Source organism: Bradyrhizobium sp. MI1.3 (assembly GCF_055811695.1).
The window spans coordinates 1-25,696 of sequence record NZ_JBVVPQ010000073.1 but is presented as its reverse complement, the minus strand read 5'-3'; the positions used below and the strand labels follow the sequence as shown (position 1 = coordinate 25,696).

At 63.7% G+C, this 25,696-nt stretch carries 25 protein-coding genes; 8 read left to right on the top strand and 17 right to left on the bottom strand.

The features are described from left to right. Window positions 1-100: 100 nt before the first annotated feature. Window positions 101-1,450: an 8-oxoguanine deaminase gene (locus tag AC0L3A_RS33470; RefSeq protein ID WP_473255970.1), complete on the top strand. Its 1,350-nt coding sequence runs from the start codon at window positions 101-103 to the stop codon at window positions 1,448-1,450. Between the two features lie 112 nt (window positions 1,451-1,562). On the opposite strand, the gene AC0L3A_RS33465 is transcribed toward AC0L3A_RS33470, so the two are convergent. The 4 genes from AC0L3A_RS33465 to AC0L3A_RS33450 all read right to left on the bottom strand — a co-directional run bounded on the left by AC0L3A_RS33465 (window position 1,563) and on the right by AC0L3A_RS33450 (window position 6,268). Next, window positions 1,563-2,639, bottom strand: coding sequence for a BMP family ABC transporter substrate-binding protein (locus AC0L3A_RS33465; RefSeq protein ID WP_007601459.1), 1,077 nt, complete (start codon window positions 2,637-2,639; stop codon window positions 1,563-1,565). A gap of 78 nt (window positions 2,640-2,717) precedes the next feature. Further along, window positions 2,718-3,635 (bottom strand): ABC transporter permease, encoded by a 918-nt coding sequence (locus tag AC0L3A_RS33460; RefSeq protein WP_007601460.1) that lies wholly within the window; start codon window positions 3,633-3,635, stop codon window positions 2,718-2,720. Then, a complete protein-coding gene (locus AC0L3A_RS33455; RefSeq protein WP_473255969.1) occupies window positions 3,622-4,713 on the bottom strand; it encodes an ABC transporter permease in 1,092 nt (363 codons plus the stop codon). The genes AC0L3A_RS33460 and AC0L3A_RS33455 overlap by 14 nt, the downstream gene beginning before the upstream one ends. Continuing rightward, window positions 4,697-6,268 (bottom strand): ABC transporter ATP-binding protein, encoded by a 1,572-nt coding sequence (locus AC0L3A_RS33450; RefSeq protein ID WP_473255968.1) that lies wholly within the window; start codon window positions 6,266-6,268, stop codon window positions 4,697-4,699. Before AC0L3A_RS33450 ends, AC0L3A_RS33455 begins: the two co-directional genes overlap by 17 nt. A gap of 571 nt (window positions 6,269-6,839) precedes the next feature. Between AC0L3A_RS33450 and AC0L3A_RS33445 the strand changes: the two genes are divergently transcribed. Next, a complete protein-coding gene (locus tag AC0L3A_RS33445; RefSeq protein WP_007601464.1) occupies window positions 6,840-7,949 on the top strand; it encodes a hypothetical protein in 1,110 nt (369 codons plus the stop codon). A gap of 127 nt (window positions 7,950-8,076) precedes the next feature. Here the strand turns inward: AC0L3A_RS33445 and AC0L3A_RS33440 are convergent, their stop codons facing one another. The 6 genes from AC0L3A_RS33440 to AC0L3A_RS33415 are packed head-to-tail and all read right to left on the bottom strand — an operon-like array spanning window position 8,077 to window position 13,949. Continuing rightward, window positions 8,077-8,562 (bottom strand): nucleoside deaminase, encoded by a 486-nt coding sequence (locus AC0L3A_RS33440; RefSeq protein WP_007601465.1) that lies wholly within the window; start codon window positions 8,560-8,562, stop codon window positions 8,077-8,079. 13 nt (window positions 8,563-8,575) lie between these two features. Continuing rightward, window positions 8,576-10,108 carry an ABC transporter ATP-binding protein gene (locus tag AC0L3A_RS33435; RefSeq protein WP_473255967.1) on the bottom strand — a complete coding sequence of 511 codons (1,533 nt, stop codon included), beginning with the start codon at window positions 10,106-10,108 and terminating at the stop codon, window positions 8,576-8,578. Further along, window positions 10,105-10,788 (bottom strand): biuret amidohydrolase, encoded by a 684-nt coding sequence (gene biuH, locus AC0L3A_RS33430; RefSeq protein ID WP_473255966.1) that lies wholly within the window; start codon window positions 10,786-10,788, stop codon window positions 10,105-10,107. Before biuH ends, AC0L3A_RS33435 begins: the two co-directional genes overlap by 4 nt. 11 nt (window positions 10,789-10,799) lie before the next feature. Further along, entirely contained in the window at window positions 10,800-11,726 is a 927-nt protein-coding gene (locus AC0L3A_RS33425; RefSeq protein WP_007601468.1) for an ABC transporter permease, read from the bottom strand. Between the two features lies 1 nt (window position 11,727). Further along, window positions 11,728-12,840 (bottom strand): ABC transporter permease, encoded by a 1,113-nt coding sequence (locus tag AC0L3A_RS33420; RefSeq protein ID WP_219685285.1) that lies wholly within the window; start codon window positions 12,838-12,840, stop codon window positions 11,728-11,730. Continuing rightward, a complete protein-coding gene (locus AC0L3A_RS33415) occupies window positions 12,837-13,949 on the bottom strand; it encodes a BMP family ABC transporter substrate-binding protein (RefSeq protein ID WP_219685286.1) in 1,113 nt (370 codons plus the stop codon). The genes AC0L3A_RS33420 and AC0L3A_RS33415 overlap by 4 nt, the downstream gene beginning before the upstream one ends. Window positions 13,950-14,353: 404 nt before the next feature. Between AC0L3A_RS33415 and AC0L3A_RS33410 the strand changes: the two genes are divergently transcribed. Together AC0L3A_RS33410 and AC0L3A_RS33405 are read left to right on the top strand one after the other, a co-directional pair. After that, window positions 14,354-15,613, top strand: a complete 1,260-nt coding sequence (locus AC0L3A_RS33410) for an allantoate amidohydrolase (RefSeq protein ID WP_035995577.1) — start codon at window positions 14,354-14,356, stop codon at window positions 15,611-15,613. Window positions 15,614-15,709: 96 nt separating this feature from the next. Then, window positions 15,710-17,083, top strand: a complete 1,374-nt coding sequence (locus tag AC0L3A_RS33405) for a hypothetical protein (RefSeq protein WP_473255965.1) — start codon at window positions 15,710-15,712, stop codon at window positions 17,081-17,083. A 10-nt stretch (window positions 17,084-17,093) separates the two neighbouring features. On the opposite strand, the gene AC0L3A_RS33400 is transcribed toward AC0L3A_RS33405, so the two are convergent. Beyond that, window positions 17,094-18,413 (bottom strand): dicarboxylate/amino acid:cation symporter, encoded by a 1,320-nt coding sequence (locus AC0L3A_RS33400; RefSeq protein ID WP_018456682.1) that lies wholly within the window; start codon window positions 18,411-18,413, stop codon window positions 17,094-17,096. Window positions 18,414-18,628: 215 nt separating this feature from the next. After that, window positions 18,629-18,850, bottom strand: coding sequence for a hypothetical protein (locus tag AC0L3A_RS33395; protein WP_007601477.1), 222 nt, complete (start codon window positions 18,848-18,850; stop codon window positions 18,629-18,631). A 351-nt stretch (window positions 18,851-19,201) separates the two neighbouring features. Between AC0L3A_RS33395 and AC0L3A_RS33390 the strand changes: the two genes are divergently transcribed. Then, the gene (locus tag AC0L3A_RS33390) at window positions 19,202-19,384 is read left to right on the top strand and encodes a hypothetical protein (protein WP_007601478.1); all 183 of its coding nucleotides are present in this window, start codon (window positions 19,202-19,204) and stop codon (window positions 19,382-19,384) included. A 19-nt stretch (window positions 19,385-19,403) separates the two neighbouring features. Here AC0L3A_RS33390 and AC0L3A_RS33385 read toward each other — a convergent pair whose 3' ends face one another. The 3 genes from AC0L3A_RS33385 to AC0L3A_RS33375 all read right to left on the bottom strand — a co-directional run bounded on the left by AC0L3A_RS33385 (window position 19,404) and on the right by AC0L3A_RS33375 (window position 22,081). Next, on the bottom strand, window positions 19,404-20,780 hold the full coding sequence (locus AC0L3A_RS33385; protein WP_354129181.1) for a vWA domain-containing protein: 1,377 nt from the start codon (window positions 20,778-20,780) through the stop codon (window positions 19,404-19,406). Window positions 20,781-20,785: 5 nt separating this feature from the next. Then, window positions 20,786-21,733 (bottom strand): AAA family ATPase, encoded by a 948-nt coding sequence (locus AC0L3A_RS33380; protein WP_007601482.1) that lies wholly within the window; start codon window positions 21,731-21,733, stop codon window positions 20,786-20,788. A 147-nt stretch (window positions 21,734-21,880) separates the two neighbouring features. Further along, on the bottom strand, window positions 21,881-22,081 hold the full coding sequence (locus AC0L3A_RS33375; protein ID WP_007601483.1) for a hypothetical protein: 201 nt from the start codon (window positions 22,079-22,081) through the stop codon (window positions 21,881-21,883). A 224-nt stretch (window positions 22,082-22,305) separates the two neighbouring features. Between AC0L3A_RS33375 and AC0L3A_RS33370 the strand changes: the two genes are divergently transcribed. Continuing rightward, entirely contained in the window at window positions 22,306-23,280 is a 975-nt protein-coding gene (locus AC0L3A_RS33370; RefSeq protein ID WP_007601484.1) for a quinone oxidoreductase family protein, read from the top strand. Window positions 23,281-23,319: 39 nt separating this feature from the next. Here AC0L3A_RS33370 and AC0L3A_RS33365 read toward each other — a convergent pair whose 3' ends face one another. Together AC0L3A_RS33365 and AC0L3A_RS33360 are read right to left on the bottom strand one after the other, a co-directional pair. After that, window positions 23,320-23,595, bottom strand: a complete 276-nt coding sequence (locus AC0L3A_RS33365) for a hypothetical protein (RefSeq protein WP_473255964.1) — start codon at window positions 23,593-23,595, stop codon at window positions 23,320-23,322. 96 nt (window positions 23,596-23,691) lie between these two features. Further along, complete coding sequence (locus AC0L3A_RS33360; RefSeq protein WP_007601486.1) at window positions 23,692-24,300, bottom strand: S24 family peptidase; 609 nt, start codon at window positions 24,298-24,300, stop codon at window positions 23,692-23,694. A gap of 166 nt (window positions 24,301-24,466) precedes the next feature. On the opposite strand from AC0L3A_RS33360, the gene AC0L3A_RS33355 reads away from it, so the two are divergent. Continuing rightward, window positions 24,467-24,994, top strand: coding sequence for a GcrA family cell cycle regulator (locus AC0L3A_RS33355; RefSeq protein WP_473255963.1), 528 nt, complete (start codon window positions 24,467-24,469; stop codon window positions 24,992-24,994). A gap of 46 nt (window positions 24,995-25,040) precedes the next feature. Beyond that, a complete protein-coding gene (locus AC0L3A_RS33350; RefSeq protein ID WP_007601488.1) occupies window positions 25,041-25,616 on the top strand; it encodes a hypothetical protein in 576 nt (191 codons plus the stop codon). Window positions 25,617-25,696: the final 80 nt, after the last annotated feature.

Here is a 25,696-nt window from a genome sequence, read left to right as displayed (position 1 = left end):
CGGAGCCAAGTCGCAACAAACAACTCCTAGCATGAAGGTGATCGGGCCGTGATGCAGCCTTGTTGGCCTGTCGTCAACGGATGTGAGGGGAAACAGGATCATGAACGATGCAAAACCGACCTGGATCAGGGATCCACTGGCCATCCTCGCCGACGGTGCCGAACGCGGGATCGTGGTCAGAGATGGCCGGATCGTTGAGCTCGTGCCGGCCGGCGGCACGCCTGCGACCGCAGATGTGGCGGTGTTCGATGCGGGCGAGCATGTCGTGCTGCCGGGCCTGATCAACACCCATCACCATTTCTACCAGACGCTGACGCGGGCGCTGCCGGCGGCGATGGACCGCGAGCTGTTTCCCTGGCTCCAGGCGCTCTATCCGGTGTGGGCGAAGCTGACGCCGGAGCGGCTTAAGCTTGGTGTCACGGTGGCGATGTCCGAACTGTTGCTGTCGGGCTGCACCACCACGACGGATCATCACTATGTTTTTCCGGCGGGGCTCGAAGACGCCGTCGATATCGAGGTGGCGGTGGCCAGGCGGCTCGGCGTGCGCGTGCTGCTCACGCGCGGTTCGATGAACCTGTCGCAGCGCGACGGCGGTCTGCCGCCCGATAGCGTCGTGCAGGATGAGGACACCATCCTCGCCGACAGCGCGCGTGTGGTCGCCAGGCACCACCAGCGCGGCGCGGATGCGATGGTGCAGATCGCGCTCGCACCTTGCTCGCCGTTCTCGGTGACGACGTCCCTGATGCGCGCCACCGCCGATCTCGCCGACAAGCTCGATGTGCGCCTGCATACCCATCTGGCCGAGACCGAGGACGAGAACAAATTCTGCCAGGAGATGTATGGCTGCCGTCCGCTCGACTATCTCGAACAATGCGGCTGGCTCAATGCGCGGACGTGGCTCGCCCATGGCATCTTCTTCAATGCAGACGAGATGAAGCGGCTCGGCAAGGCGAAGACGACGATCAGTCATTGCGCCTGCAGCAACCAGCTTCTGGCCTCCGGCTGCTGCCCCGTCTGCGAAATGGAGGAGGCCGGTGTGGGCATCGGCATCGGCGTCGATGGCTCGGCCTCGAACGATGGATCGAACCTGATGCAGGAGGTCCGGGCTGCGTTCCTGCTACAGCGGGCGCGCTACGGGGTGACGAAGGTCAGTCATAAGGATGCGCTGCGCTGGGCCACCAAGGGCTCGGCGGCCTGCGTCGGCCGGCCGGAACTCGGCGACATCGCCGTCGGCAAGGCGGCCGATCTCGCGCTGTTCAGGCTCGACGAGCTACGCTTCTCCGGCCATGGCGATCCCCTGGCCGCGGTCGTCCTGTGCGGGGCGCATCGGGCCGATCGGGTGATGGTGGCAGGGAAATGGGCCGTTATCGACGGCGCGATCCCCGGCCTCGATGTGGCAGACCTCATCCACCGCCACAGTTCGGCGGCGCGGGCCATGCAGGCCAGATAACGTCCAGGCGAAGATAGAAAGAGGGGGCGACCACAAGTGCCGGGTGCTTCTGGCCACCCCCTCCGAACCTCCTCCGGGAGGAGCAGGTGATTTAGGCGATGCAAGAAGCGTGCTACTTGCCCGGCAGCTTGTCGTCGATGCCTTTGACATAGAAATTCATGCCGAGGATCTGGCCGTCGTCGAGATTGGCGCCGCCCTTGCACTCGACAGGCTTGCCGTCCTGCCCAAGGACCGGGCACTTGAACGGATGCAGCTTGCCCGCGGTGATCGCGGCCTGGGCATCCTCGGCGATCTTCTTCACGTCGTCAGGCATGTTGGTGTAAGGTGCCATCGCGAACATGTGGCTGTCGAGGCCGCCCCAGCTGTCCTCGGATTTCCAGGTTCCGTCGAGCTCGGCCTTGACCCGGGCGATGTAGTAGGGACCCCAGGTATCGAGGATCGAGGTCAGCTGGGTCTTCGGCCCGAACTTGATCATCTCGGAATCCTGGCCGAAGGCGAGCTTGCCGCGTTCGCTGGCGATCTGCATTGCCGCGGGCGAATCCGTGTGCTGCATGATCACATCCGCGCCCTGGTCGATCAGCGCCTTGGCGGCGTCGGCCTCCTTGCCCGGGTCGAACCAGGTGTTGGCCCAGATGATCTTGACCTTGATGTTCGGGTTGATGGTCTGCGCGGCGAGGATCGTCGCGTTGATGCCGGAGACGACCTCGGGAATCGGGAACGAGCCGATATAGCCGAGCACGCCGGACTTCGACATCTTGGCCGCGATCAGGCCCTGGATGTAGCGGCCCTGGAACCATTTGGCCGAATAGGTCGACATGTTCGGGTTGCGCTTGTATCCGGTCGCGTGCTCGAAATGCACGTTCGGATATTTCTTCGCGACCTTCAGCGTCGGATCCATGTAGCCGAACGAGGTGGTGAAGATCAGCTTGTTGCCGGCGCGGACGAGCTGCTCGATGGAGCGTTCGGCGTCGGGGCCCTCAGGCACGTTTTCGAGAAAAGTGGTCTCGATCTTGTCGCCGAGCTCCTTCACCAGGGCCTGGCGTGCCAGCTCATGCTGATAGGTCCAGCCGAGGTCACCGACCGGGCCGAGGTAGATAAATCCGACTTTCAGCTTGTCGGCGGCGGAGGCTGCACTGACGCTCCCGGCAAGCAAGAGCCCGGCAGTCAGCGCAAGAAGTGATTTCCTCATCATCAATCTCCAAACATCAGGGGAAAGCCACGATCCGCAACGTGCGCGCCCCATCGCGCCCGCCCCGGAAATGAAACGCTAGCGGTCAGGCACGAACACGGTGCCAAGCGCAGCCGGTGCGGTGGATCCGCCCGTGCGCGCGCGGGAGAGCAGGACCAGGACGATGACAGTCGCAAGGTAAGGCAGCGCCGACATCAACTGCGAGGGAATGCCGACGCCCCAGCCCTGCGCGTGCAGCTGCAGGATCGTCACCGCGCCGAATAGATACGCGCCGACCACGAGGCGGCCCGGACGCCAGGACGAGAACACCACCAGCGCCAGCGCGATCCAGCCGCGGCCTGCGGTCATGCCCGGAATGAAGAACGGCGTATAGGCGAGCGGCAGATAAGCGCCGGCAAGTCCGGCGCAGGCGCCGCCGAACATCACGGCGAAGGTGCGGATGCGCAGCACGGGGTAGCCGAGTGCATGCGCAGACACGTGGTTGTCGCCGCAGGAGCGCAGGATCAATCCTGGCCGCGTGCGGTACAGGAACCACCAGACGCCGGCGACCAGCGCCAGCGAGAAATAGACGAAGGCGTCCTCGCCGAACAACACGCGGCCGACCAGCGGAATATCCGTGAGGCCGGGAATGTTGAGATGCAGCGCCGGCGTGATGCGCTCGCCGACGAAACCGGCGCCGATCAGGCCGGAGAGTCCGACGCCCAGGATGGTCAGCGCCAGCCCTGTCGCAACCTGGTTGACCGCAAGCCCGAGCGCCATCAGCGCGAAGACCAGTGACATCAAGGTGCCAGCGACGATCCCGAACAGTGCGCCAATAAAGATCGAGCCGGTCAGCCAAGCACCTGCAAAGCCACACGCGGCGCCGACGATCATCATGCCCTCGACGCCGAGATTGAGCACGCCGGATCGTTCGGTCACGAGCTCGCCGGTCGCCGCGATCAGGAGCGGCGTCGAGGCGGCGAGCACCGCGAGGACGATGGCTTCAATGAGTTCCACGAGCCACCTGTCGGTTCGGGAAAACCAGCTTGAAGCGGTAGAGAATGAGGGAATCGCAGGCGAGCACGTAGAACAGCAGGATGCCTTGAAAAACTTTGGTGACGTCCAACGGGATCTTCATCGCGATCTGCGCCTGCTCGCCGCCGATAAAGGTCAACGCGAGAAAAAGGCCTGCAATTAATATTCCAAGCGGGTTCAGCCGGCCGAGAAAGGCGACGATGATCGCGGTAAAACCGTAACCCGGCGAGATGCCGGGCTGGAGATGCCCGACCGGACCCGCGACCTCGATGATGCCGGCGAGACCCGCCAGCGCGCCCGAGACGGCGAAGGTCAGGATGACCAACTGGTTGGAATTGAAGCCGCCGAACCGCGCGGCGCGGGGCGCCGCACCGACCACGCGAATCTCGAATCCCTTGATCGTTCGCCCGAGCAGGATCGCCACCGCCGCGACGACAAGAAGGGCGATGATGGAGCCAAGATGCAGCCGGCCGCCTTCGATCAGCAGCGGCACCGTTGCGACCGGATCGAACTCGGCGGTGGTCGGGAAGTTGAAACCGTGCGGATCGCGCCAGGGGCCGCGCACGAGATAGTCGAGGAAGAGATCGGCGACATAGACCAGCATCAGGCTGGTCAGGATCTCGCTGGCGCCGAACTTCACCTTGCAGATTGCCGGGATCAGCGCGTAGAGCGCGCCTGCGGCGGCGGCGAGCACGAGCATGACCGGCAGCACCCAGACGCCGGCGTCGGTGCCCTGCGTCTTCACCGCAATCCAGCTTCCGGCGACCGCTCCGATCAGGAATTGCCCTTCGGCACCGATGTTCCAGGCATTGGCGAGATAGCAGAGCGACAGCCCGATTGCGATCATCACCAACGGTGTCGCCTTCACCGCGATTTCCTGCAGCGAATAGCTGTCGGTCAAAGGCGCGATGAAATAGGCGTGCAAAGCAAGCAGCGGATTCTTGCCGAGGATCGCGAACAGGATAACCATGGTCACGATCGTGAGGCCGATCGCGATCAGCGGAGAGACCAGCGCGATCGTGTTGGAGCGCTCGACGCGCTTCTCAAGCACCAACTGCATGCGCGGCCTCTTTCGTCTCCAGCGTGCTGCCGCCCATCAACAGGCCGAGTTTTTCGCGCGTCGCCTCGCTGGTGGCGAGCGGTGCAGATAGATGGCCATGGAACATCACGGCGATGCGGTCGGCGATTTCCGCGAGCTCGTCGAGGTCCTGGCTGGTCACGAGCACGGCAGCGCCTGCGGTTGCGAGATCAAGCAGCGCTTGGCGGATGACGGCGGCCGCACCGGCGTCGACGCCCCAGGTCGGCTGGCTCACCACCAGTACCGCGGGATTGCGCAGGATCTCGCGTCCCACGATGAATTTTTGCAAATTGCCGCCGGAGAGGGATGCTGCTTCCGGATCGCGCTTGGCCTTGCGGACGTCGAAGGTCTCGGTTGCGCGGTCGACCGTCTTCAGGGTGGCCGCAGTATCGATGAAGCCGTGATGGACCATGCCGCTGGCGGCGTGCCCGGTGAGCAGCGCATTCTCCGAAAGTTTCATGCGCGGCGCGGTGCCGTGGCCGAGCCGCTCCTCGGGAACGAAAGCCGCGCCGAGCTTGCGGCGCTGCGTGATCGAGAGATGGCCGGCAGCAAGGCCTTCGATCACGATCGTGCCGGGATCCTTCGACAGGCGTTCGCCGGACAGCGCGGCGAACAGTTCGTCTTGGCCGTTGCCGGCGACCCCGGCGATGCCGAGGATCTCGCCGCCTTTCAACTCGAACGAGATGTGCTCGAGCCGCACGCCATGCGCCTCGCCGGGGGCGAGCGAGAGATCGTTGACGACGAGGCGCGGCACCGTGGTCTGCCGGCCGGCGGCCGCCTTCACCTCCTTGATCTCGCCGCCGACCATCATGCGCGCGAGCGAAGCGGCGGTCTCAAGCCTGGGATTGCAGGTCTCCACCTTCTTGCCGCCGCGCAGGATCGTTGCCGTGTCGCACAGGCGCTTCACCTCTTCGAGCTTGTGGCTGATATAGAGGATGGCGCGACCTTCGGCCTTGAGCCGCTCCAGCACGACGAAGAGCTGGTCGGCTTCCTGTGGCGTCAGCACCGCGGTGGGCTCGTCAAGGATCAGGAATTGCGGATCCTGCATCAGCGCGCGGACGATCTCGATGCGCTGGCGCTCGCCGACCGACAATTGCCAGACCTCGCGTTTAGGATCGAGCGGCAGACCATAAGTCTTCGACACCTGCTCAAGCCGCGCCGACATGTCCTTGAAAGATTCTTTCCCGTCGAGGCCGAGCGCAACGTTCTCGGCGACGGTGAGATTGTCGAACAACGAGAAATGCTGGAACACCATGCCGATGCCGCGGCTGCGCGCCTCCGAGGGACCGGACAGCACGATCGGCTGGCCCTGCCAACAAATCTGGCCGGCGCTGGGCTGGATCAGCCCGTAAATCGCCTTGACCAGCGTCGACTTGCCGGCACCGTTCTCGCCCAGCAGCGCGTGGATTTCCGTTGGCCAGATATCGATGTCGATGGCGTCGTTGGCGAGGAAATCCCCATAGCGCTTGGTAAGCCCGATCGTCCTGAGGAGCGGGGACTCGCCGGAATGCAGGCCGTTAGTCGTTGAGTCCAACATTCGCTGATGCGCTTGCATGGGGAGAAGTGCCTCAATACTGAGCTAGTTTGAACCGCCGCGTAAGGTGTGAAAAAGCGTCATCCCTTGCTCAACGCTTCGGCAGCACGAGGTGTCGGCGAGTCGCGGCTCTCGCCAGTGGCGATCGTCCTCGGATACCTTCCGAGCAGCCTTGGCAGTCACGGCTTGCGTGTAACGCCTGTTGCAAATTTGTGACGGCTCAAGCCAAATCGGAACCCGCTATGCAGGCTTGGCGTGAAGTTGAGCAGAGACGCGCCATCGAGCGTATGCATTTGCGAACACCTCGACAGTGGCTCCCGCCCATCTTGTCTGCATTGTCCGGCCGACATGAAAAGGCGAGCGAAATCAAATGGGAATATCCGGCAATGGCCACTCTCGCCCGACGGCGTGGCGGTGACTTTGGCCTTCCAAATCCGGCGGTGAAACGCAGCGCCCTGTGCAAACAAGCGGCATACCTTGAAACAAGTTGAGGCTTCTCACTCCGGGAGATCGGCGCAAGTGTCGCACCCAAGGGACGTTCATTTTTACGTGTCCAAACTTGGGGGTATTCAGGATGTCGTTTCGTTTCAAGGCAATTGCAGCAGGCGCGCTGTCACTTGCTACGGTTGCTACCAGTGGCCTGGCGCAGGCGGCGGATCTGCCGGTCAAGGCTGCCAAGAAAGCGGCCGACCTTCCGTTCTTCCTGGTGATCGACGACCGCGTCACCTTCTCCTATATCTTCAATGCCTCGCAGCCCGGTGCGTTCACCAACACCAACGGCGTGATCAACGCCAAGACGACGAAGCAGGTCTACTCCTTCACCCACTTCGATGCCTGGACCTACGGCACCAATTTCTTCACCATCTCGATGTTCAAGTCGGATCACAACGATCCGGCAGGCCCGTGTACCGCCACAGGCGTGGTCGTTTCGCCGGCTGCGGGCTTCGCAGCGACGCCGACGAGCTGTGCCGGCGCGACAGAAATCTACGGCCTTTTCCGCTCGACCTTCGGCTGGAACGAGATCTTCAACACCAAGGCCTTCACGCAGGGCCCGCTGCATAACATCTCGTTCGAGGTTGGCATGGATGCCAACACGGAGAACCGGTATTTCGGCGCCGCCAAGCGCGACGTCGTCGCCGGTCTGCAGTTCGCCTTCGATCTTCCCTATAAGGGCTACTTCAACGTCGCGCCGCTCGTGTACTGGGAGTTCGCCAACCACAACTCCTTCTCGCAGTGCGGCGCCGGTTGGTCCGCTCCGTGTATTGCCGACGGCAACACGTCGTTCAAGCCGACCTGGGCGATCGAAACCAACTACTATATGGACCTCGGCTTCCTGCCGCAGAACATGCAGTATTTCTCGATCAGCGGCCGCGCGGCGTGGTACGGCAAGAAGGGCACCGACACTGAGCCGCTTCCCGCCAGCGTCGCCAACGGCGTCTATCCCACCAAGGTCGAGTTCAACTCCGAGCCGATCCGCCTGACCCTCGATGCTTCGAAGGCGGTTTGGGGTGAGAAGTACTCGCACTTCGTGGACGTCTGGGTCGCCTACCGCTATTGGCAGAACAAGTTCGGCCTCGATCACAACAACGCCGTGGCCTGCACCACCCTGGCCGGTGGCGCGAGGGTGAGCACCGGCTCCTGCACCGAGTCCTCGCTCTACTCCGGTGTCACTGTGAAGTTCTAGCCACCTGACACGCTTCAGGTGAACGACGATGGCGCCGCGTCAAACCTCCGCGGCGTCATCTTCGTTTGTGGGTAGGAACGTAGGGGATGAGCCGTCGGCGCGCTCTACGAAATTGAATTGGTGTTTGCTACTTCGTCCACACGCCATCGTGCAGCGCTTCGGCCTCGTCTTCGAGCAGCGGCCCCGCAACCTCTGTCGGCCGCTGGCCACTGGCAAAGACCTCGCGACAGGGCAGGTCGAGCGTCGGGTTCTCCGGATGATCGCCGGTGATGCCGCGCAGGCGGTGCTCGCTGAGCCCATAGACGACACGACCGATGCCGGCCCAGTAGATCGCGCCGGCGCACATCGCGCAGGGCTCGGCGGAGGAATAGAGCGTGGCCTTCGCCAACACCTCGCGTCCGAGCGTGCGGCAGGCCTGCGTGGCGGCGAGGCGCTCGGCATGCGCGGTGCCGTCGTGATCCGGCATGTAGCCGTTCTCGGCCTCGATCAGCATCTTGCCTTCAGCATCGACGACGATGCAACCGAAGGGATGATTGCCGTGGGTGAGGGAACGGCGGGCGACCGCAAACGAAAGGCGGAGGAAGTGCTCGTCGCGCTCGGACCCGCCGCTCATCGCTCTTCCCTGGTCAATGCCCCGCCATATGCCGGCCGACAACGGTCAGATCGGCTTCGCTGGTCCGTGCTTCATACACGAATTCGCCGTGGAACATCACCACCAGCCGATCGGAGAGTTCAAGGAGTTCGTCGAGGTCCTCGCTGACCAACAGCACCGCGGCGCCGCGGTTACGCGCGGCCATGATCTCGGCATGGATTTGCGCCACCGCTGCGAAATCGAGCCCGAAACAGGGATTGGCTGCGATCAGCACCTCGACGTCGCCGCCGAGCTCGCGGGCCAGCACGGCGCGCTGGACATTGCCGCCCGACAATGCCGAGATCGGCGTGTCAGGCGTGCGGGTCTTGATCTTGTACTGGGCGATCTTCTTCCCGGCGTCGACGCGGAAGGCGCCGCGGTTGAGCCACCAGCCGCCGCTTGCGAAGGGCGCGCGGTCGAACTCGCGGAAGGCGATGTTGTCGGCGACACTCATGCCGCCGACACAGGCGTTCTTCAGCGGCTCCTCCGGCAGGAGCGACATATTGTGCCGCCGCATCTCCTCGCGGCTGGCATGATAGGGATCGCCGGCGACGCGGATCTCGCCACTTTCAGCTTCGCGCTGCCCGGCCAGCACCTCGACGAGCTGGCGCTGGCCGTTGCCGGAGACGCCGGCGATGCCGACGATCTCGCCGGCACGGACCGTGAGGGAGACGTCGTGCACGGCGATGGCGCCGGCGTCGTCGCGCGCGCGCATCTTCGCCAGCTCCAGCCTCGCCTTGCCAGCCTCACCGGTGCGCGGCGGCTGTACCGTCAGCTCCTCGGCGCCGATCATGGTGCGCGCCATCGCGTCCGGCGTCAGTTCGGAAACCTTGCCGGCGCCGGCGAGCTTGCCGCGGCGCAGGATCGTGACGTCGTCGGCGAAGGCCATGACCTCGCGGAACTTGTGCGTGATCATCAGGATGGTGAGCTCGCCCTTGACGACCATGTCGCGGAGCATGCCGAGCACTTCGTCTGCTTCCGCCGGGGTCAGAACCGAAGTCGGCTCGTCCAGGATCAGGAAGCGGCGCTTCAGGTAGAGCTGCTTGAGGATCTCGCACTTCTGCCGTTCACCGGCCGAGATGTCGGAGACTTTTGCGCTGAGCGGGACCTTGAACGGCATACGCGCGAGAAAGGTCTCGAGCTCCTTCATCTCTTTCGGCCAGTTCACGACAGCCGGCACGTCGTCGCGCGCCAGTACCAGATTTTCGGCGACCGTCATCGCCGGCACCAGCGTGAAATGCTGGTAGACCATGCCGAGGCCGAGGGCGTGGGCGTCCTTCGGATTGCCGATCGCCTGCTCGCGCCCCCCGACGAGGATGTCGCCTTCGGTGGCGTGATAGTAGCCCATGATGCATTTGACGAGGGTCGACTTGCCGGCGCCGTTCTCGCCGAGCAGCGCATGGAACGAACCCGGGCGCACTTTCAGCGCGACATTGTCCAGCGCCAGGAAATCACCGAAGCGCATGGTCATGGCGATGGCATCGATGCCGAAGGCGCCCGAGGGCGGCGGCGTTTCGCCGACGATCACGAAATCGCTCCGATGAAAGCGTCGGAGGTCGAGACCGCACCGAACACGCCGCCCTGCATCTTGATCATCTTCAGCGCGTGCTCGTGATTGCTCTTGTCGGTCGCACCGCAGCAGTCATGCAACAGCACGCATTCGAAGCCGCGGTCGTTGGCCTCACGCATGGTGGTGTGAACGCAAACGTCGGTGGTGATCCCGGTGAGCACGATGTTCTCGATGCCGCGCACGCGCAGAATCAGCTCCAGATCGGTGGCGCAGAACGAGCCCTTGCCGGGTTTGTCGATGATGGGTTCGCCAGGCAGCGGCGCGAGCTCCGGGATGATGTCCCACCCGGGCTCGCCGCGCACCAGGATGCGGCCGCACGGGCCGGGATCGCCAATGCCGGCGCCGATCTGCCGGGAACGCCAGCGCTTGTTGGCGGGCAAATCCGAGAGATCGGGGCGGTGGCCTTCGCGGGTATGGATGATGTGAAAGCCTTGGCTCCGCATTGCCGCGAGCAGTTTCTTGATCGGCTCGATCGGCGCCCGCGTTAGGGACAGGTCATAGCCCATCTTGTCGACATAGCCGCCGACGCCGCAGAAATCTGTCTGCATGTCGATGATGATGAGCGCGGTGTTCTCGGGGCGCAGATCGCCGTTATAGGGCCAAGCATAGGGCTCGGACTTGATGGTGCGCTCGGGCATGATTTCGCTTCCTAGCGGGTGATCGACAATTCGGCCGGGGCTCCGGTCAGCGTGCGTTTCGGCGAGCAGGTGATGATCATGATCGCCAGCGTCAGGATGTAGGGTGCTGCGTTGAAGAGGTGGTAGCCGGAGGTGACGCCGACCGATTGCAGCGCCGGGCCCAGCGCCGCGGCGCCGCCGAAGGCGAGCGAGGCCCACAGACACAGCAAAGGGTCCCAGCGTGCGAAGATCACGAGCGCCACGGCCGTGATGCCTTGGCCCGAGGACAGGCCCTCGTTCCAGCTTCCGGGATAGAACAGCGACAGGAACGAACCGCCGATGCCGGCGAGGAAGCCGCCAACCATGGTCGCGCGCAGGCGGATCAGCAGCACGGAGTGGCCCATCGCACGCGCAGCGTCCGAACTCTCGCCGGCGGTGCGGATCAGGAGGCCCCAGCGCGTGGTCCGGAAGGCCCAGTAGAGAATTGGCGCGAGCGCGACGCCGATCAGGAACAGCACGTTGACCCGTAGGGCCGCCCGTACCTGCGGAATGTCGCTCCACCAGCCGAAATCGATTGCGGGCAGTCGAGGCGCTGTCGGCTCGATCAACGGTTTGCCGAGATAGAAAGCTAGGCCGGTGCCGAACAGCATCAGCGCGATGCCGACCGCAATGTCGTTGACGCGCGGCAGTGAGCAGATGCCGGCATGCAGGGCGCCCAGAAGCGCGCCGGTAATGCCAGCGGCGAGCACGCCCAGCCACGGCGATCCCGTGAGGTAGGAAATGCCGTAGGCGCTCATCGCGCCCATCACCAGCGTGCCCTCGAGGCCGAGATTGATGCGGCCGGAGCGCTCGGTGATGCATTCGCCCAGGCTCACGAACAGGAACGGCGTCGAGACGCGAATGGCGCCGCCGAGCACGGCGAGTGGGACGGTCCAGAGTCCGATCGAGCCGTCTGCCATCTCAGGACTTTCCCTTCAGAAACCCGATGCGGCCATAGAGCGCATCGCTGGCCAGCACGAAGACGAAGATGATGCCTTGCAGCACCAGCACGGATGCATCCGGCAATCCGAGGCGGCGCTGCAACAGCCCGCCGCTGGCGCTGATACCCCCGAGCAGGATCGCGACGGGGATAATGGCGAGCGGATTTTGCCGCGCCAGGAAGGCGACGAGAATCCCTGTGAAGCCGTAGCCCGCGGCGAGGTTGGCGTTGGTGCGCCCCTGCACGGCGGCGACCTCGACCATGCCGGCAAGGCCCGCGGCGCCGCCGGCAAGGAAGCAGATGGTCAGGATCAACTTGCTGACATTGAGGCCGACAATCTTCGCAGCGCGGATGTTGCCGCCGGCAACGCGCGCGGCGAAGCCGAACACGGTGTGATAGATCAGGATATAGGCGGCAATCGCGGCGATCAGGCCGAACACCAGACCCCAATGCACGTCGGTGCCAGGTATCGATCCGATCATGTTGGCCGCGCCGATCTCGCGGGTCGACGGCTTGTTGAGGCTGGCGGGGTCGCGCATCGCGCCTTCGACGAGATGGTTGAGGACCGCAAGTGCGATATAGACGAGCAGCAGGCTCGATATCGTCTCGTTGACGCCGCGATATTGCCGCAGCGCGCCCGAAAGCATGACCCACAGGCCACCGCCGATCACGCCGCCGACGACCATGGCGATCTGAACGATCAGCGGCGGCATGCCCTGAAGCACCAGTGCTGCGCCGGTTGCCGACAGCGCGCCGATCAGGAGTGCGCCTTCGCCGCCGATGATGACCATGCCGAGCTGCGCAGGCAGCGCCGTGCAGAGCGCGGTGAGGATCAGCGGCGCCGCGCGCGTCAGCGTGTTCTGCCATGAGAACCAGGTGCCGAACGCGCCGTAGTACATGTAGAAATAGAGGTCGAGCGGGTTCTTGCCGAACATCGCGACGAAGATGCCGAAGACCACGAGCGCGCCGGCCAGCGCCGCGCCCGGGATCAGGATATATTCGATCGCTCCGCCGTGACGCTGGAGGAATCCCGGATCGGCGGCCGGGGCAACTGTCCCGACCGCTTCAACGGGATCCGCAGCTTCCGCCGTCACGAAGTCGCCCCGACCACGCCCTCCACGAGATAGTCCATCTTCTCGAGTTCGGGGTCCTTCTGGCCGCGATCGGTGCCGGCCGCGATCACCGTCTTGCCCTTGTTGTCGACCAGCCCTCCCTTGAAGATGGCGTAGCCGTCACCGGACAAGAACTTGGCCTTGACGTCGTCGGCGTGCTTGCGCGCCTCGGCGGAGACCGCTTCGCCATAGGGCGAGGTCTTGACGATCTCTTCCTTGAGGCCGCCGCGATAGAAGTTCGGGATGCTCTCGCCGGCGGCGATCATCTTGACGAATTTGGGGTACAGCGCTTCCCAGTTCCACTCGGCGCCCGTGAGATACGCCTTCGGCGCGAGCGGCGACTGGTTGACGTGATAGCCGCACACCATGGCGCCCCGACGCGCGGCGTTCTCGACCATGGTCTTCGGACCGTCGACATGGCAAGTGAGGACGTCGACGCCCTGATCGATCAGGCTGTTGGTGGCCTCGGCTTCCTTGACCGGCATCGACCAGTCACCGGTGAAGATGACCTGCGTGGTGGCCTTGGGATTGGCAAGCCTCGCGCCGAGCGCGAATGCGTTGATGTTGCGCAGCACTTGCGGGATCGGCTTGGCGGCGACGAAGCCGAGCTTGCCGCTCTTGGAGCTATAGCCGGCGACGATGCCCGAGATGTACTGGGCTTCATCGATATAGCCGAAATAGCTGCCGGCGTTCTTCGGGTCCTTGTCGCTCCACAGGCCGCCACAATGCTCGAAGTGCAGCTTCGGGAATTTGTTGGCCATCTTGACCATGTGCGGATTGTAGTAACCGAACGAGGTCGGGAAGAGCAGGGTGGCGCCGTCGAGATTGATCATGGACTCGATCGTCTTCTCGACCGCGTCGGTCTCGGGCACCTTCTCTTCTTCCACGACTTTGAGGCCGGGAATCTTCTTCAGCGCCGCCGCGCCCTGCGCATGCGCCTGGTTGTAGCCATAGTCGTCGCGCGAGCCGACGTAGATGAATCCGATGGTGGTCTCGGCCGCGAAGACGGGACGAATGCCCGTCGCCGCACCGAGGGTGACGGCCGCACCGCCCTGCAACAAATGACGTCGTGAGATCCTGCCAAATTCCATTGCTTGCTCCCCTTGGCGGATGCACCGCCTCATCTCGCTGCGCCGGTCTGGCGGAGCCCGGGATCAATTGTCGCAAGCTTCGTGCCAGAGGCTATTGAGAGAGCATTTCCGAATAAGTCGTTGGAAATATATTGTTATTTCATGTGTTCCGAACCTGAGCATGAAAGCAGCAGATGAAATTATAGGCATTATTTTATAGTTGTATGCAATGGAGTTAAGCAGGTCTTACCCGGCTTGAACATGTGCATGACGAGGGCCGGGCGGTCTGCCGGCGGCGGCATTCCATGCTAACCACGCGCTGCTTGGACCGGCGTCGGCAGCGTGATTTCGCTGGCACCGAACTTGAATCGATTGCCGCCAGGACCGCCGTCGCCGCGGTCCCAAGAGATGGAAAGCTCGCCGAGATGGCTGCTGGTAACGCCGTTCAGAATGGTTCGCTCGGCGAAGAGATCGTGCGAGGGATCAACGAGCTCGCGGCGATCTCGGAAGAAGGCGACAAGCTCACCCGCGTCTATCTGACCAGCGAGCTGCGCAAGGCGGCGGACCTCATCCTGAGCTGGATGCGCGACGCCGGCATGAGTGCGCGTCTCGACGCGATCGGCAATGTCTGCGGGCGCTACGAAGGTGAGCGGCCTGGCGCGCCTTGCCTGATGCTCGGCTCGCACTACGACACCGTCCGCGATGCCGGCAAATGGGACGGGCCACTGGGCGTGATCACGGCGATCGCCTGCGTCGCCGATCTCAACCGCCGCGGCAAGCGCCTGCCGTTCGCGATCGAAATCGTCGGTTTTGCGGATGAGGAAGGGGTGCGCTTTGCCTCGACCCTGCTCGGCAGCCGCGCGGTAGCCGGCACTTTTGACGAAAGCGTCCTCAACACACGCGACAGCGATGGCGTCGCCATGCGCGATGCGCTGGTGCAGTTCGGGCTCGATCCCGATCATATCGGCGCGGCCGCTCGGGCCCGGCGCGAGCTGCTTGCCTATCTCGAGCTGCACATCGAGCAAGGGCCGGTGCTGGAAGCACAAAACCTGCCCGTCGGGGTGGTCACCGCGATCGCGGGCGCGACACGGCTTGCCGCGCGGCTGACCGGCATGGCGGGGCACGCGGGCACGGTGCCGATGGCGCTCCGGCGCGATGCGTTGGCGGGCGCGGCCGAATGCATCGGCGCGATCGAGCAGTTTTGCCGCACCGACGAAGGCGGGCTGGTCGGCACCGTCGGCTACATCCAGGCGAGGCCCGGCGCGACCAACGTCATTCCGGGCGAGGTGTCGTTCACCATCGACATGCGGGCGCCGACCGACATGCACCGCAAGCGCGCGGTCGCCGATGCCGTCAGGCAAATCGAAGCCATCGCAAAGCGGCGTCAATTGACGCTTCAGCTCGACGTCACCCACGAGAACCGCACCGCGCCTTGTGCGCCCTGGCTCAAGGAGCAGATCGCGCAGGCGATCAAAGCGGAAGGTTTTTCCGTCTTCGAGCTGCCGAGCGGGGCCGGGCATGACGGCATGGCCATGATCGATATTGCCGATGTCGCCATGATCTTCGTCCGCTGCCGCGGCGGCATCAGCCATCACCCGGACGAGCATGTCGAGCTCGCCGATGCCGACGCCGGCGCGCGGGTGTTGCTGCGCGTGATCGAGAACTTTCGGCCGCGGGAAGGCTAAACTGAGCCCGCAAGTCACGGGATAGAGACACGAATCAGACAGGTCTGGAGCCGCGACGGCCTCCCGCCGGACCACGAGACCCATTCGACGGCGCCTATGAACAGCGGCATCTCTTCTCCATCCCATCGCGGAAACCGGTTTTACCAAGGCCTGACGGCGACCTTCGTTGCCAACGCGCTTCAGGCGGTGAACTTTCTCGGTGATCGATTCCTGAGGAAGTCGCATCATCCGTTCACGTCCATCGAGGACCTTTACCGGCACTCGATGGACAGTGCCTTTGCGGTATCTGAGTCCTTTCTCGTCACCGGCGCGCCGCACGCCTCTGCGTACTATCCGCGCGACTTCGCCTGGTTCTATCCCGACGTCCTCGACCCCGACACCATCATGGATTCGCAGGATGCGGTGCGCCGGGCTCGTCTGCTCGACAAGAGCGTCCGGCTGCTGCTGGAAGCGGTTCGCGCCAACGTCGTCACGACGACCATCGTCCCGGCCGGGCGCGCCCGGTATCTCGGCGTGAACTATTTCTCGCGCCCTTCGGATACGCTGCTCGGCATTCTGGCCGGCCTGCGGCAGATGATCTCGGCCGAGGAGAGAGCGTCATCCTATCTGGCGATGTCGCAATGCGCGCATGCCGGCCGCCTGCTGCTGGCCGAATATTGCGGCGATCTGAAGCGTGCGATCCTCCAGCTCGCAAGCGAGCTCGAACCGTTCAATGATGATGGCTCCACCTATTTGCTGTGCGACGCCAGTGCTCCGCGCTCCGCGGCAACCGACACGCGCGCCGAGCGCAGGCGTTTCGTCACCAATGCCTGCGTCTACACGACGTTCGTGTGGGGCGTGCAGCTCGGAATCGTCGACGAGAACGAGCTGAAGCGGCGGCTCGGACGCGACCTGGCGCAGTACAAGAGGGACCTCCTCCGCCTGTTCGCCAAGGACGGCTATATCAGGCATTCCCTGGACGGCCCCACGGGCTCGCCGGCGTCCTCGGTCGCGCTGGATTTCGCCAGTGTGCATCGCGGCTTCTGGGATATGAGCGAGCCGGCCGAGCGCGCGCTGTTCGCGGCCACGGCGGATCTGATCATTGCGGAGCCGCGCTTTCGCATCCCCAGCACATTCCACTTCCTGGTGTCCGCGGATAATCCGCGGAACAAGATGATCCACAAGATCGCGGCTCCCGCCTACCAGGGACGTTCCTCCTGGCCGACGTTCAACGTCGAGTTCGCGGATCGCATGCTGGATTATGACGAATTCTCGGGGAGCGATACCTACCGATCCTGCGCCCAGGGAATTCTGAAGGACATTCGCACCGCGACCGAGGTCCACGGCGGCTATCAGGAACTGATCTCGGAACAGGGCCTGAAATATCGCACCTGGGCTTACAAGGGGGCCGTGGCCCACTCCTGGTTTCCGCGTTTCCTCTCCGTCTGGAGGAGGGCGCATGGAACGCCGCTCCTCCAGTGGAATGACTGAACGGCGGTCATTACCCCGCCGTCACGTCCACAAGCTCGCCACCGTCGAGCACCTTGGCCGCCTTGGCGCGGTCAAGGTCGCCTTCCCAGGCGGCCACAACCACGGTCGCAACGCAATTGCCGGTGAGGTTGCCGACCGCGCGAGCCATGCCGATGAACCAGTCGACCGACAAAACCAGCACGAGGCCGATCGCAGGGATGCTCGGCACCGCGTTCAGCGTCGCCGCCAGAATCACGATCGCGGAGCCCGGCACGCCATGCGCGCCCTTCGAGGTGATCAGGGAGACGCCGAGCACCAGCAGGAGATCGCCGAAGGACAGCGGCGTGTTGGTCGCCTGCGCGATGAAAACGACTGCGAGCGTGAGGTAGATCGAGAAGGCGTCGAGGTTGAAGGAATATCCGGTCGGGATGACGAGGCCGACGACGGAATCCTTCACGCCCATCCGCTCCAGCTTCTTCATGATCTGCGGCAGCACGGCGTCGGACGAGGCGGTCGCGAGCACGATGGTCAACTCCTCGCGCAGGTAGGCGAGGAATTTGAGGATGTTGATGCCGGCGAGCGCCATGACGCCGCCGAGCACGCCCAGCACGAAGATGCCGACCGAGACGTAGAACAGCGCCACCAGTGAGACGAGCTGCTTGAGCGAGCCGACGCCGTATTTGCCGACGGTGTAGGCGACTGCGCCGAGCACGCCGAGTGGAGCAACGCGGACGATAAGCCCCATGACGCGGAACAGCACGGTCGAGGCGGCATCGATCATCGACGTGACGAGCTTGCCCTTCTCGCCGCCGACCAGTGCGAGGCCTACGCCGAACAGCACGGCGAAGAACAGCACCTGGAGCACGTCGTTGCGCGACAACGCGTCGAACGAGGTGCTCGGGATTACGTTGAGGAGGAAGGAGCCGATGCCGCCGCCCTGAAGCTTGTGGGCGTTATCGGCATAGGTATTGAGGGCCTTGGCGTCCAGCGTCGAGGGATCGATGTTCATGCCGTGGCCGGGGCCGAAAGTGTAGGCCAGGATGAGACCTACCACGAGCGCGACTGTGGTCATCACCTCGAAATAGACCAGCGCCTTGACGCCGACCCGTCCGACCTTCTTGAGGTCGCCCGCGCCGGCAATGCCGTGCACGACGACGCAGAACACGATCGGCGCCACGATCATCGAAATCAGCTTCAGGAAGGCGTCGCTAAGGATCTTGAGGGAGATGGCAAAATCCGGCGCGGCCACACCCAGGATGATGCCGAGGATCAGCGCGGCCAGGACCTGGACGAACAGCGATGTGTAGAGCGGCTTTGGCTCGGCGGCCGGGGCCGCGGCAATGGTCGACATGGTGACTCCCCCGTTTTGACGACGTCTCGATCGTCGAAAGGAGCAACTAGCGTGCCAGATTGTCGCGGTTTTCGCTGAGGAGGAGGTCTATTTGGTCGCGTTTGCGGTGCGACCGGGCATCCGCATCGGCACCGGGAAACCGTTCGAGGTGCCGTCGGTCACTGGACAGGCGATTTTGCGGTCCTACGGTCACGTTCCGCACGCGGGTGGCCGCGTCACGCCGCGAGATCTAGCAGCCGACACGATCCGCGTACCAGCACCTTGCGTCCATTCGGGGTCATGACCGGGACGCCGTCGCAGACGACGACAAGACCGAGCTTGACGAGGCTCTCGATGAGATAGGCCTTGGAAAGGCGACCGTTCGACACCGGGTTGCGAAGCGCCTTCAGGACCTCCCATTGGTCTGGCGAAAGATCGAAGTCGATGTCGCTGCTCATGCTGCCTCAAGCCATAGTGCCGTTCGTGCGCCTCTGTTAGTGGCGCTGCATGAAGACCGTGCGACGACAATGAGTCGGGAATTCGGTGAGGTGTTTAGAACTTCTCTTCACAAATTGCTGCACGCCATTGCGCCACAAGAGTTAAGACCGCTCGATCACTAGGATCGTCCGGAGCCTCGATCACATATTGATGATGTGGGCTTGATGTTGGTCCGCGAACAACCGCACTGCACGGGAAGCGCTGCTGTCCCATTCTGCGTCGCAATATGCACAGAAATCATGAGACGAAGGGTTGGAGATTTTGTTACGCTGATTCGCGGGGAATAGCTTCACACGGCAGGAGTGGAGTGCATGAACAGACTGGTCGAAATTCGCAGTCAGGAATCCCTGTGCCGGGAGCGCGCCGCGCTTGATTTCCAGCGCCGGGTTTTCTGGCTTGCGCAAGCTCAAGAATGGGAGCAGCGCGCGCTTGACGAGATCGCCTATCATTTCCGGGAGTGCAATGTGGCTCAGACGGAGCTGGTGCGAAACTGACGTCGGCTGTGGGTAAGGCCTACTGATAAGTCGCCACAATATCGGACACCGCGCGCTCGAGCTGCTGCGCGGTCGCGCACTGGCGCACCACGCTGCAGAAGGTCGCATAGCGCGGCATCTCGGAATCGCCAAAGCCCCAGGCGAGACGTCCTTCGGGATTGAGCCACACCAGCCGTTTCGAGCGCTCCGAGATGCGGCGCAGGATGTCGGCGCGCGGATCGAGATTGTTGCTGCGGGCATCGCCCAGCACGATCACCGTGGTCTGCGGCGTCAGCGCGCTCATGAACTCCTTCTCGAAATCGACCAGCGAAGAGCCGTAGTCGGAGGAGCCGAAGCCGACCTTGGACATGATCTCGGCCATCGCCTCTTCCGGCGGTTTCGATTCAAGGATGTCGCTGACTTCGATCAGATGCGAGGAGAAGGCGAAGGAATGGACGTCGTCGACGACCTCGTGCAGCGAATGGATCAGGAGCAGGAAGAAATCCGAGACCTGCGCGACTGAGCCCGAGACATCGCAGAGCGCCACGATCTTCGGCCGGTCGCGATGCTTGCGCTTCCAGGCTGTGAGAAAGGGGATGCCGCCCCAGGCGGCGTTCCGGCGCAGCGTGCGGCGGACGTCGAGATGACCGCGCCGTTGGCGCTTGCGTGGTTTCGAATAGCGCTCGCGCAGGCGCCGTGCGATCTGGCGGATGAGAGCGCGCATCTCCGCGACATGGCGCCGCTCGATGCGGGCAAGCGGCGCGTTGCGCAGAATCTCGTTGCGGAGGTTTTCAGCCTCCTCGCGGGCATAGAGCGCAAGCCCCTGCGCGACGGTGTCGCGAACGGCTTCGCGCAAGGCATCGAGCGCGGCGCGAAGCCGCTCGGCCAGTGCGGGATTGGTCGGGGTCAGCTCGTCGAGATCGTCGCGTAGCCGCTGGAGCCCCATGGCGTCGAGGATGCGGCTGGAGAAGATGCCGCGCTGGGTGGAGTAGCGGATGTCGGACAGGGAGGCCGCACCTGAGGCGCTGGCGATCGCGGCGGTGATCGCGTTGCGATCCTGCGACAGCAGCATCTGCGCGAGGGGGCCCAATTCTGCGGGAGGCGAACCGCCGCTTGCATCGCTGGCCTCACCAGATGATGGAGATTGATCCGGGTCCTCCGAAACATCGTTGCTGTCGGCTTCAGATTGTTCCTGCCGCGGCTCCGGCTGGCTGAAGAACAGGTCGAAGCAGTCACCGAGCGCGAGCTTTTCGTCCTGCGACTTGGCGAGCGTCAGAAGGAGCGCATCGCGCAGGATGGTCCGGTCGGAAACGCCGACCTGCGCGACCGCGCGCATCGCATCGATGCTTTCGGCAGGCGAGACATGGACGCCGGCGCCCCGTGCCGCACGGAAAAAACGATGAATATTCTCGCGCATCGGCGTCAACCGAAGACGTTGGATCGTGCTGCCTTGGCAATGAAGGTCGTAATCTGAGGCTGAGCCGCCTCGATGTCGGCCTCGTATTTCAGGAGCACGTTGAGCGTGTCCTTGACGATCTCGGTGTCGAGCTCCGAGGCCTGCAAGAGCACCAGCACGCGCGCCCAGTCGATGGTCTCGCTGACTGAAGGCAGCTTCTTCAGGTCGAGCGAGCGGATTTCGTGGATGAAGCCGACCATCTGCCGCCGCAGCGTCTGCGAGATGTTGGGGACGCGGCTCTCGACGATGCGCTCCTCGAGCCGCTGCTCGGGGAAGCCGATGTGCAGATGCAGGCAGCGCCGCTTCAGGGCATCGCCGAGATCGCGCTCGCTGTTGGAGGTGAGGATCACCGTTGGCGGCGTGATTGCGGAGACGGTGCCGAGTTCGGGGATCGTGACCTGGAAATCGGAGAGAATTTCCAGCAGCAACGATTCGAACTCCGCATCCGACTTGTCGATCTCGTCGATCAGGAGCACGCAGCCGCCCGGCTGCTCCAGCGCTTGCAGCAGCGGCCGCGGCTCGACAAACTCCTTTGAGAAGAACACGTCGCCGAAATCGTGGAGCTGATTAAGTGCAGCGTGCAGAGTCTGCGCGCCGCCCAGGACTTCGCCGAGCTTGTCCTTGAGGATCTGCGTGTAGAGAAGCTGCTTGGCGTATTTCCATTCATAGAGCGCCTTGGCCTCGTCGAGGCCTTCGTAGCATTGCAGGCGGATCATCTTCAGGCCGCGCCAGGCCGCGATCGCCTTGGCAAGCTCGGTCTTGCCGACGCCCGCGGGCCCTTCGACCAGGATCGGCTTCTCGATCTGTTGCGACAAATACACGGCGGTCGCGATCTGCCGGCTCGCGATGTAGCCTTGCGCGGCGAGGCCGCTCTCCACTGCCTCGATCGCTGTCGAGGGCTTCTGTTCAGCCACGAGAAGGCGCTCCCAAAGGTCTTGATTGAGGCTTGTTCTGCCTGCGTTCACGGCAAAGAACAAGCCTCGTTTGGGAGAGGCCAGACCCGCGCCAATGGGCGTTTTTTCCGCTCAACGCAAATAGTTGGGCGGCTACCGGCCGCGCGATCAGTGCCGCAGCAACTCCGGCTTGCGGATCGTCTGTCTGACCTCGGCGCCGCAATCTGCGCATTCATAGACGAAGTCGATCTTGGCAAGACTCCAATGCGGTTCGACCTCGCGCACATACATCGGAAGGAACCCCATGCAAGCGGGGCAAATCACAGGCGCGATCTCGATATCCTGATGATGCTTTACATAAGCTGGCATCTCGGCTCTCCTTCGCAGACGACCTCCAAACCCGCGCGAAGGCTACTGCCGGCCGGCGCAAGGCCGACATCAACTCTTTCGAACAGAGGCGGAACAGCGGAGGTTTGTCGTTCGCTGTGACATTCTTGTTACGTCTCTGTACTGTGACGGGCGGACCAAATACCTATTTCAAAAGCCCGATCCGGTATTCGGACTCTGACCTCAACGATAAGGGAGCAACGCCCATGACGCATGCCATTCGCTTTCACAAGACCGGTGGTCCGGAAGTGCTGGTCTGGGAGGAGGTCAGTGTCGGCAAGCCCGGACCGGGCGAGGCGCGAATCCGCCATACCGCCGTCGGTCTCAACTTCGTCGATATCTACAACCGTTCGGGCCTTTACCCGGCGCAACTGCCGAGCGGGCTTGGTAGCGAGGCTGCTGGCGTCGTCGAGGAGGTCGGGCCCGGTGTCACCGATGTGAAGCCGGGCGATCGCGTCGCCTACGGCGCCTCGCCGCTCGGCGCCTATTCCGAGGCGCGGCTGATCCCGGCCGACCGACTGCTGAAGCTGCCGGACAGTATCGACGACAAGACCGCGGCGGCGATGATGCTGAAGGGGCTCACCACGCAATATCTGATCCGGCAGACCTATCGCGTGAAGGCCGGCGACACCATCCTGCTCCATGCGGCCGCCGGTGGCGTCGGCCTGATTCTCTGCCAGTGGGCCAAGCATCTCGGCGCGACCGTGATCGGCACCGTCAGCAACGACGAGAAGGCCAAGCTCGCCAAGGCGCATGGCTGCGACCATGTCATCATCTATAGCCACGAGGATTTCGTGAAGCGCGTGGACGAAATCACTGGCGGCAAAAAGGTGCCGGTGGTCTATGACTCCGTCGGCAAGGATACGTTCTTGAAGTCGCTCGACTGCCTCGCGCCGCTCGGAGTCGCCGCGCTGTTCGGTGCGTCCTCCGGCGCTGTCGAGCCGCTCAATCTCGGTTTGCTCGCGCAGAAGGGCTCGCTCTACGTCACCCGACCGACGCTGTTCACCTACGCCGCCAAGCGTGAAAGCCTGGTCGCGATGGCAGGCGAGCTGTTCGACGTCGTCAAGTCCGGCGCGGTCAAGATCGAGGTGCACCAGACCTATCCACTGAAGGACGCCGCCAAAGCCCATGCCGATCTCGCCGCGCGCAAGACCACGGGATCAACCGTTCTCACGGTGTGATCTCCGAACGGGCTGTGGCGCAAGCCGCTTGGGCCTGCGTCACGTCCGCTCATGCTTGCGCAGATCGCGGGCGTGATCGAGGCGCAGGGCCTGGAGGTCGACTTCTTCGGGCGGGATCCGGGGCAGGACAGCCTCGGCGAGGATCGCCTCGGTCACGTCTTCGACCGAGTTCTCCACGATCTCCTGGATGAACGAGATATTCCGATACTCACCTGAGGCGACGCGGGAAATGACCCCGCGCCTGGTGATTTCAGGGTCGACGACCGCTTCCCGGCCGCGGCGCCCATAGTCGATCATCACGACGAAATACTGCATGAAACGATCCTGCCGTGCCCCATGGTCGGGCACGGCAGAGTATTTCCGAAAAACGGAATCAAGTCAAGGTGTATTTCGAAAAAACGGAATTACAGCCTACTTGCTCCGCTTGCGAGGGCGCGCCGACTTGGCGCGCAACCGCTCCAGCTGCCCCTTGGGCATGGACAGGCAGATCTCGCCGACCCACTCCAGTTTCACGCCGACGATCTGCTTGGCATTGAAGCTGGTGAGATTGACGACGGAGGGGGATTTACCCCGCTCGATAGTCTTCAGATAGCGCTCGCCGGTCTTGAGCCGGACCACGGCCTCCTCGCCGTAGAAGCTCGACAGCGGATGGCGCTGGTCCTTGTAGACCACGATGACGTCGCCGCTCTCGTATTTGGGCAGCATCGAATCGCCCACGATCTCGAATGCGATGGTCTCCTCCATGATCGGAAAGGGCAGCGCGATGTCGCCAAGGCCTTCCGGGGGAACCTGCTCATAATCCGGCTCGATCACGGCACCGGCCCCGACGCGACCCATGATCGGCGCGAGATTGAGCTCGAGATATTCCATGATCGGGATGATTTCCGAAGCCTTCACAAGGCGCTCGCCGCCGAGGATCTCCGAGACAGCGCCGGGGCGAACGCCCATGGCCGCCGCCAGGCCGCCCTTGCTCTTGCCCGTCTTTTCCAGGCCCCGTTCGATCATTGCAGCGTCCAACATGGTGATTCCCTCGATTGTCCATCGTCCCGCCTCTTGTAATCCGAAATTCGGAATTGATGCAATTATGAATATCAGAATTGTCGCTTGACTTCGACTTCGGAATATCGGAATGTGGGCTCCGCCTCGCGATCGTGCGATCGGAGGAGGCGCATCACAGGACAGCAGCATGGAACCGGGCCATTGGTCGTCGGAGCACTCCGACGCGCTTCGCGACTGTTTTCTCAAGGGAATGTCTTATGCGGAGATCGGAAGACGGATTAACGCAAGGTTTGGAACGGCTTACACGCGCAACGCGGTGGTCGGCCGCGCCAAGCGGCTCGGGCTGGTCGTGCAGATACGGACGACGAGCCCGTCGATCGTCCCGGCGCTGCCGTCGGGAGCCTGTCTTGTCCTGCCGCACCGCCCCACGGGGCTGACCCTGCCGCCGAAATCCGCGATGAAGCCTGCCGCGCCCGTCAAGTTGCGCTGCGTCGGCGTCCAGCCCCGCTTGGTCCCGTTGGTCGAACTCGCTAGCGAGGACTGTCGCTATCCCTATGGCGGCGACAAGGACGGGGAGGAGATCACCTTCTGCGGCCATCCGCGGGAGCCGGGCTCGAGCTATTGCACGCCGCATGCGCGCCTGACGCGCCGCGCCGGAGCTGGATCCGTCCGCGTCGCCGGCCCCGTCGTGCTGAGGCTGGTCTCTGCCGCCTGACCTGACGCCCGCCCGTTCAATCGTCAATTTCGCAAGGAGTATCCGAGTGGCACGTGTCCGACGCAACAGGTCCTATAAATTGGCGAATGTCTACGACCGACGCTCACGTGAGATACCGTTCAATGCGGAGGTGGCGGAAGTCGAGGTGGACAATCCGCTGGCGCTCGACCCCGGCGAGAAGATCATGGCCGTGCGGTCGATCCGCTGCGATCCGCTCGGCCGGCTGCACGCGCACCATCAGATCGACGAGGCACAGTATCGCGGCGGGCGCGCCTTCCAGAACGATTGGGAGAGGGCCGAACGAGGCCTTCAGGCAATGGACCCGACTCGCGAATATGTCGACGGGGCGCGCACGCGCGAGCCGGTCACCGAGAGCCAACGCGAGGCGGTGCTGCGGCTGAACCGGATCGAGCGCGAACTCGGCACAGACGGTGCCGCGCTAGTGCACGACGTGTTGGTGCTGGGCCTGACCATGGACGAGATCGGCCAGCGTCGCGCCGTCCGTACGCAGCGCTGGATCGACTATTTTGCGCGGCGTTTTCGTGAATGTCTGGACCGGCTGGCACTGATCTATGGCTTTGCCACGGAAACGGGGACACGGCGTTCAGGGCAACACAAATGAGACCGGCGGGGGGGGGGGGGGGGGGGGGGGGGGGGGGGGGGGGGGGGGGGGGGGGGGGGGGGGGGGGGGGGGGGGGGGGG

Excerpts from the sequence above, each read along its gene's own strand:
- AC0L3A_RS33470 (WP_473255970.1), top strand. The coding sequence starts at position 101 with ATGAACGATGCAAAACCGACCTGGATCAGGGATCCACTGGCCATCCTC.
- AC0L3A_RS33465 (WP_007601459.1), bottom strand. The coding sequence starts at position 2,639 with ATGAGGAAATCACTTCTTGCGCTGACTGCCGGGCTCTTGCTTGCCGGG.
- AC0L3A_RS33455 (WP_473255969.1), bottom strand. The coding sequence starts at position 4,713 with ATGCAGTTGGTGCTTGAGAAGCGCGTCGAGCGCTCCAACACGATCGCG.
- AC0L3A_RS33450 (WP_473255968.1), bottom strand. The coding sequence starts at position 6,268 with ATGTTGGACTCAACGACTAACGGCCTGCATTCCGGCGAGTCCCCGCTC.
- AC0L3A_RS33445 (WP_007601464.1), top strand. The coding sequence starts at position 6,840 with ATGTCGTTTCGTTTCAAGGCAATTGCAGCAGGCGCGCTGTCACTTGCT.
- AC0L3A_RS33440 (WP_007601465.1), bottom strand. The coding sequence starts at position 8,562 with ATGAGCGGCGGGTCCGAGCGCGACGAGCACTTCCTCCGCCTTTCGTTT.
- biuH (WP_473255966.1), bottom strand. The coding sequence starts at position 10,788 with ATGCCCGAGCGCACCATCAAGTCCGAGCCCTATGCTTGGCCCTATAAC.
- AC0L3A_RS33425 (WP_007601468.1), bottom strand. The coding sequence starts at position 11,726 with ATGGCAGACGGCTCGATCGGACTCTGGACCGTCCCACTCGCCGTGCTC.
- AC0L3A_RS33415 (WP_219685286.1), bottom strand. The coding sequence starts at position 13,949 with ATGGAATTTGGCAGGATCTCACGACGTCATTTGTTGCAGGGCGGTGCG.
- AC0L3A_RS33410 (WP_035995577.1), top strand. The coding sequence starts at position 14,354 with ATGGCTGCTGGTAACGCCGTTCAGAATGGTTCGCTCGGCGAAGAGATC.
- AC0L3A_RS33405 (WP_473255965.1), top strand. The coding sequence starts at position 15,710 with ATGAACAGCGGCATCTCTTCTCCATCCCATCGCGGAAACCGGTTTTAC.
- AC0L3A_RS33400 (WP_018456682.1), bottom strand. The coding sequence starts at position 18,413 with ATGTCGACCATTGCCGCGGCCCCGGCCGCCGAGCCAAAGCCGCTCTAC.
- AC0L3A_RS33395 (WP_007601477.1), bottom strand. The coding sequence starts at position 18,850 with ATGAGCAGCGACATCGACTTCGATCTTTCGCCAGACCAATGGGAGGTC.
- AC0L3A_RS33390 (WP_007601478.1), top strand. The coding sequence starts at position 19,202 with ATGAACAGACTGGTCGAAATTCGCAGTCAGGAATCCCTGTGCCGGGAG.
- AC0L3A_RS33385 (WP_354129181.1), bottom strand. The coding sequence starts at position 20,780 with ATGCGCGAGAATATTCATCGTTTTTTCCGTGCGGCACGGGGCGCCGGC.
- AC0L3A_RS33375 (WP_007601483.1), bottom strand. The coding sequence starts at position 22,081 with ATGCCAGCTTATGTAAAGCATCATCAGGATATCGAGATCGCGCCTGTG.
- AC0L3A_RS33370 (WP_007601484.1), top strand. The coding sequence starts at position 22,306 with ATGACGCATGCCATTCGCTTTCACAAGACCGGTGGTCCGGAAGTGCTG.
- AC0L3A_RS33365 (WP_473255964.1), bottom strand. The coding sequence starts at position 23,595 with ATGCAGTATTTCGTCGTGATGATCGACTATGGGCGCCGCGGCCGGGAA.
- AC0L3A_RS33360 (WP_007601486.1), bottom strand. The coding sequence starts at position 24,300 with ATGTTGGACGCTGCAATGATCGAACGGGGCCTGGAAAAGACGGGCAAG.
- AC0L3A_RS33355 (WP_473255963.1), top strand. The coding sequence starts at position 24,467 with ATGGAACCGGGCCATTGGTCGTCGGAGCACTCCGACGCGCTTCGCGAC.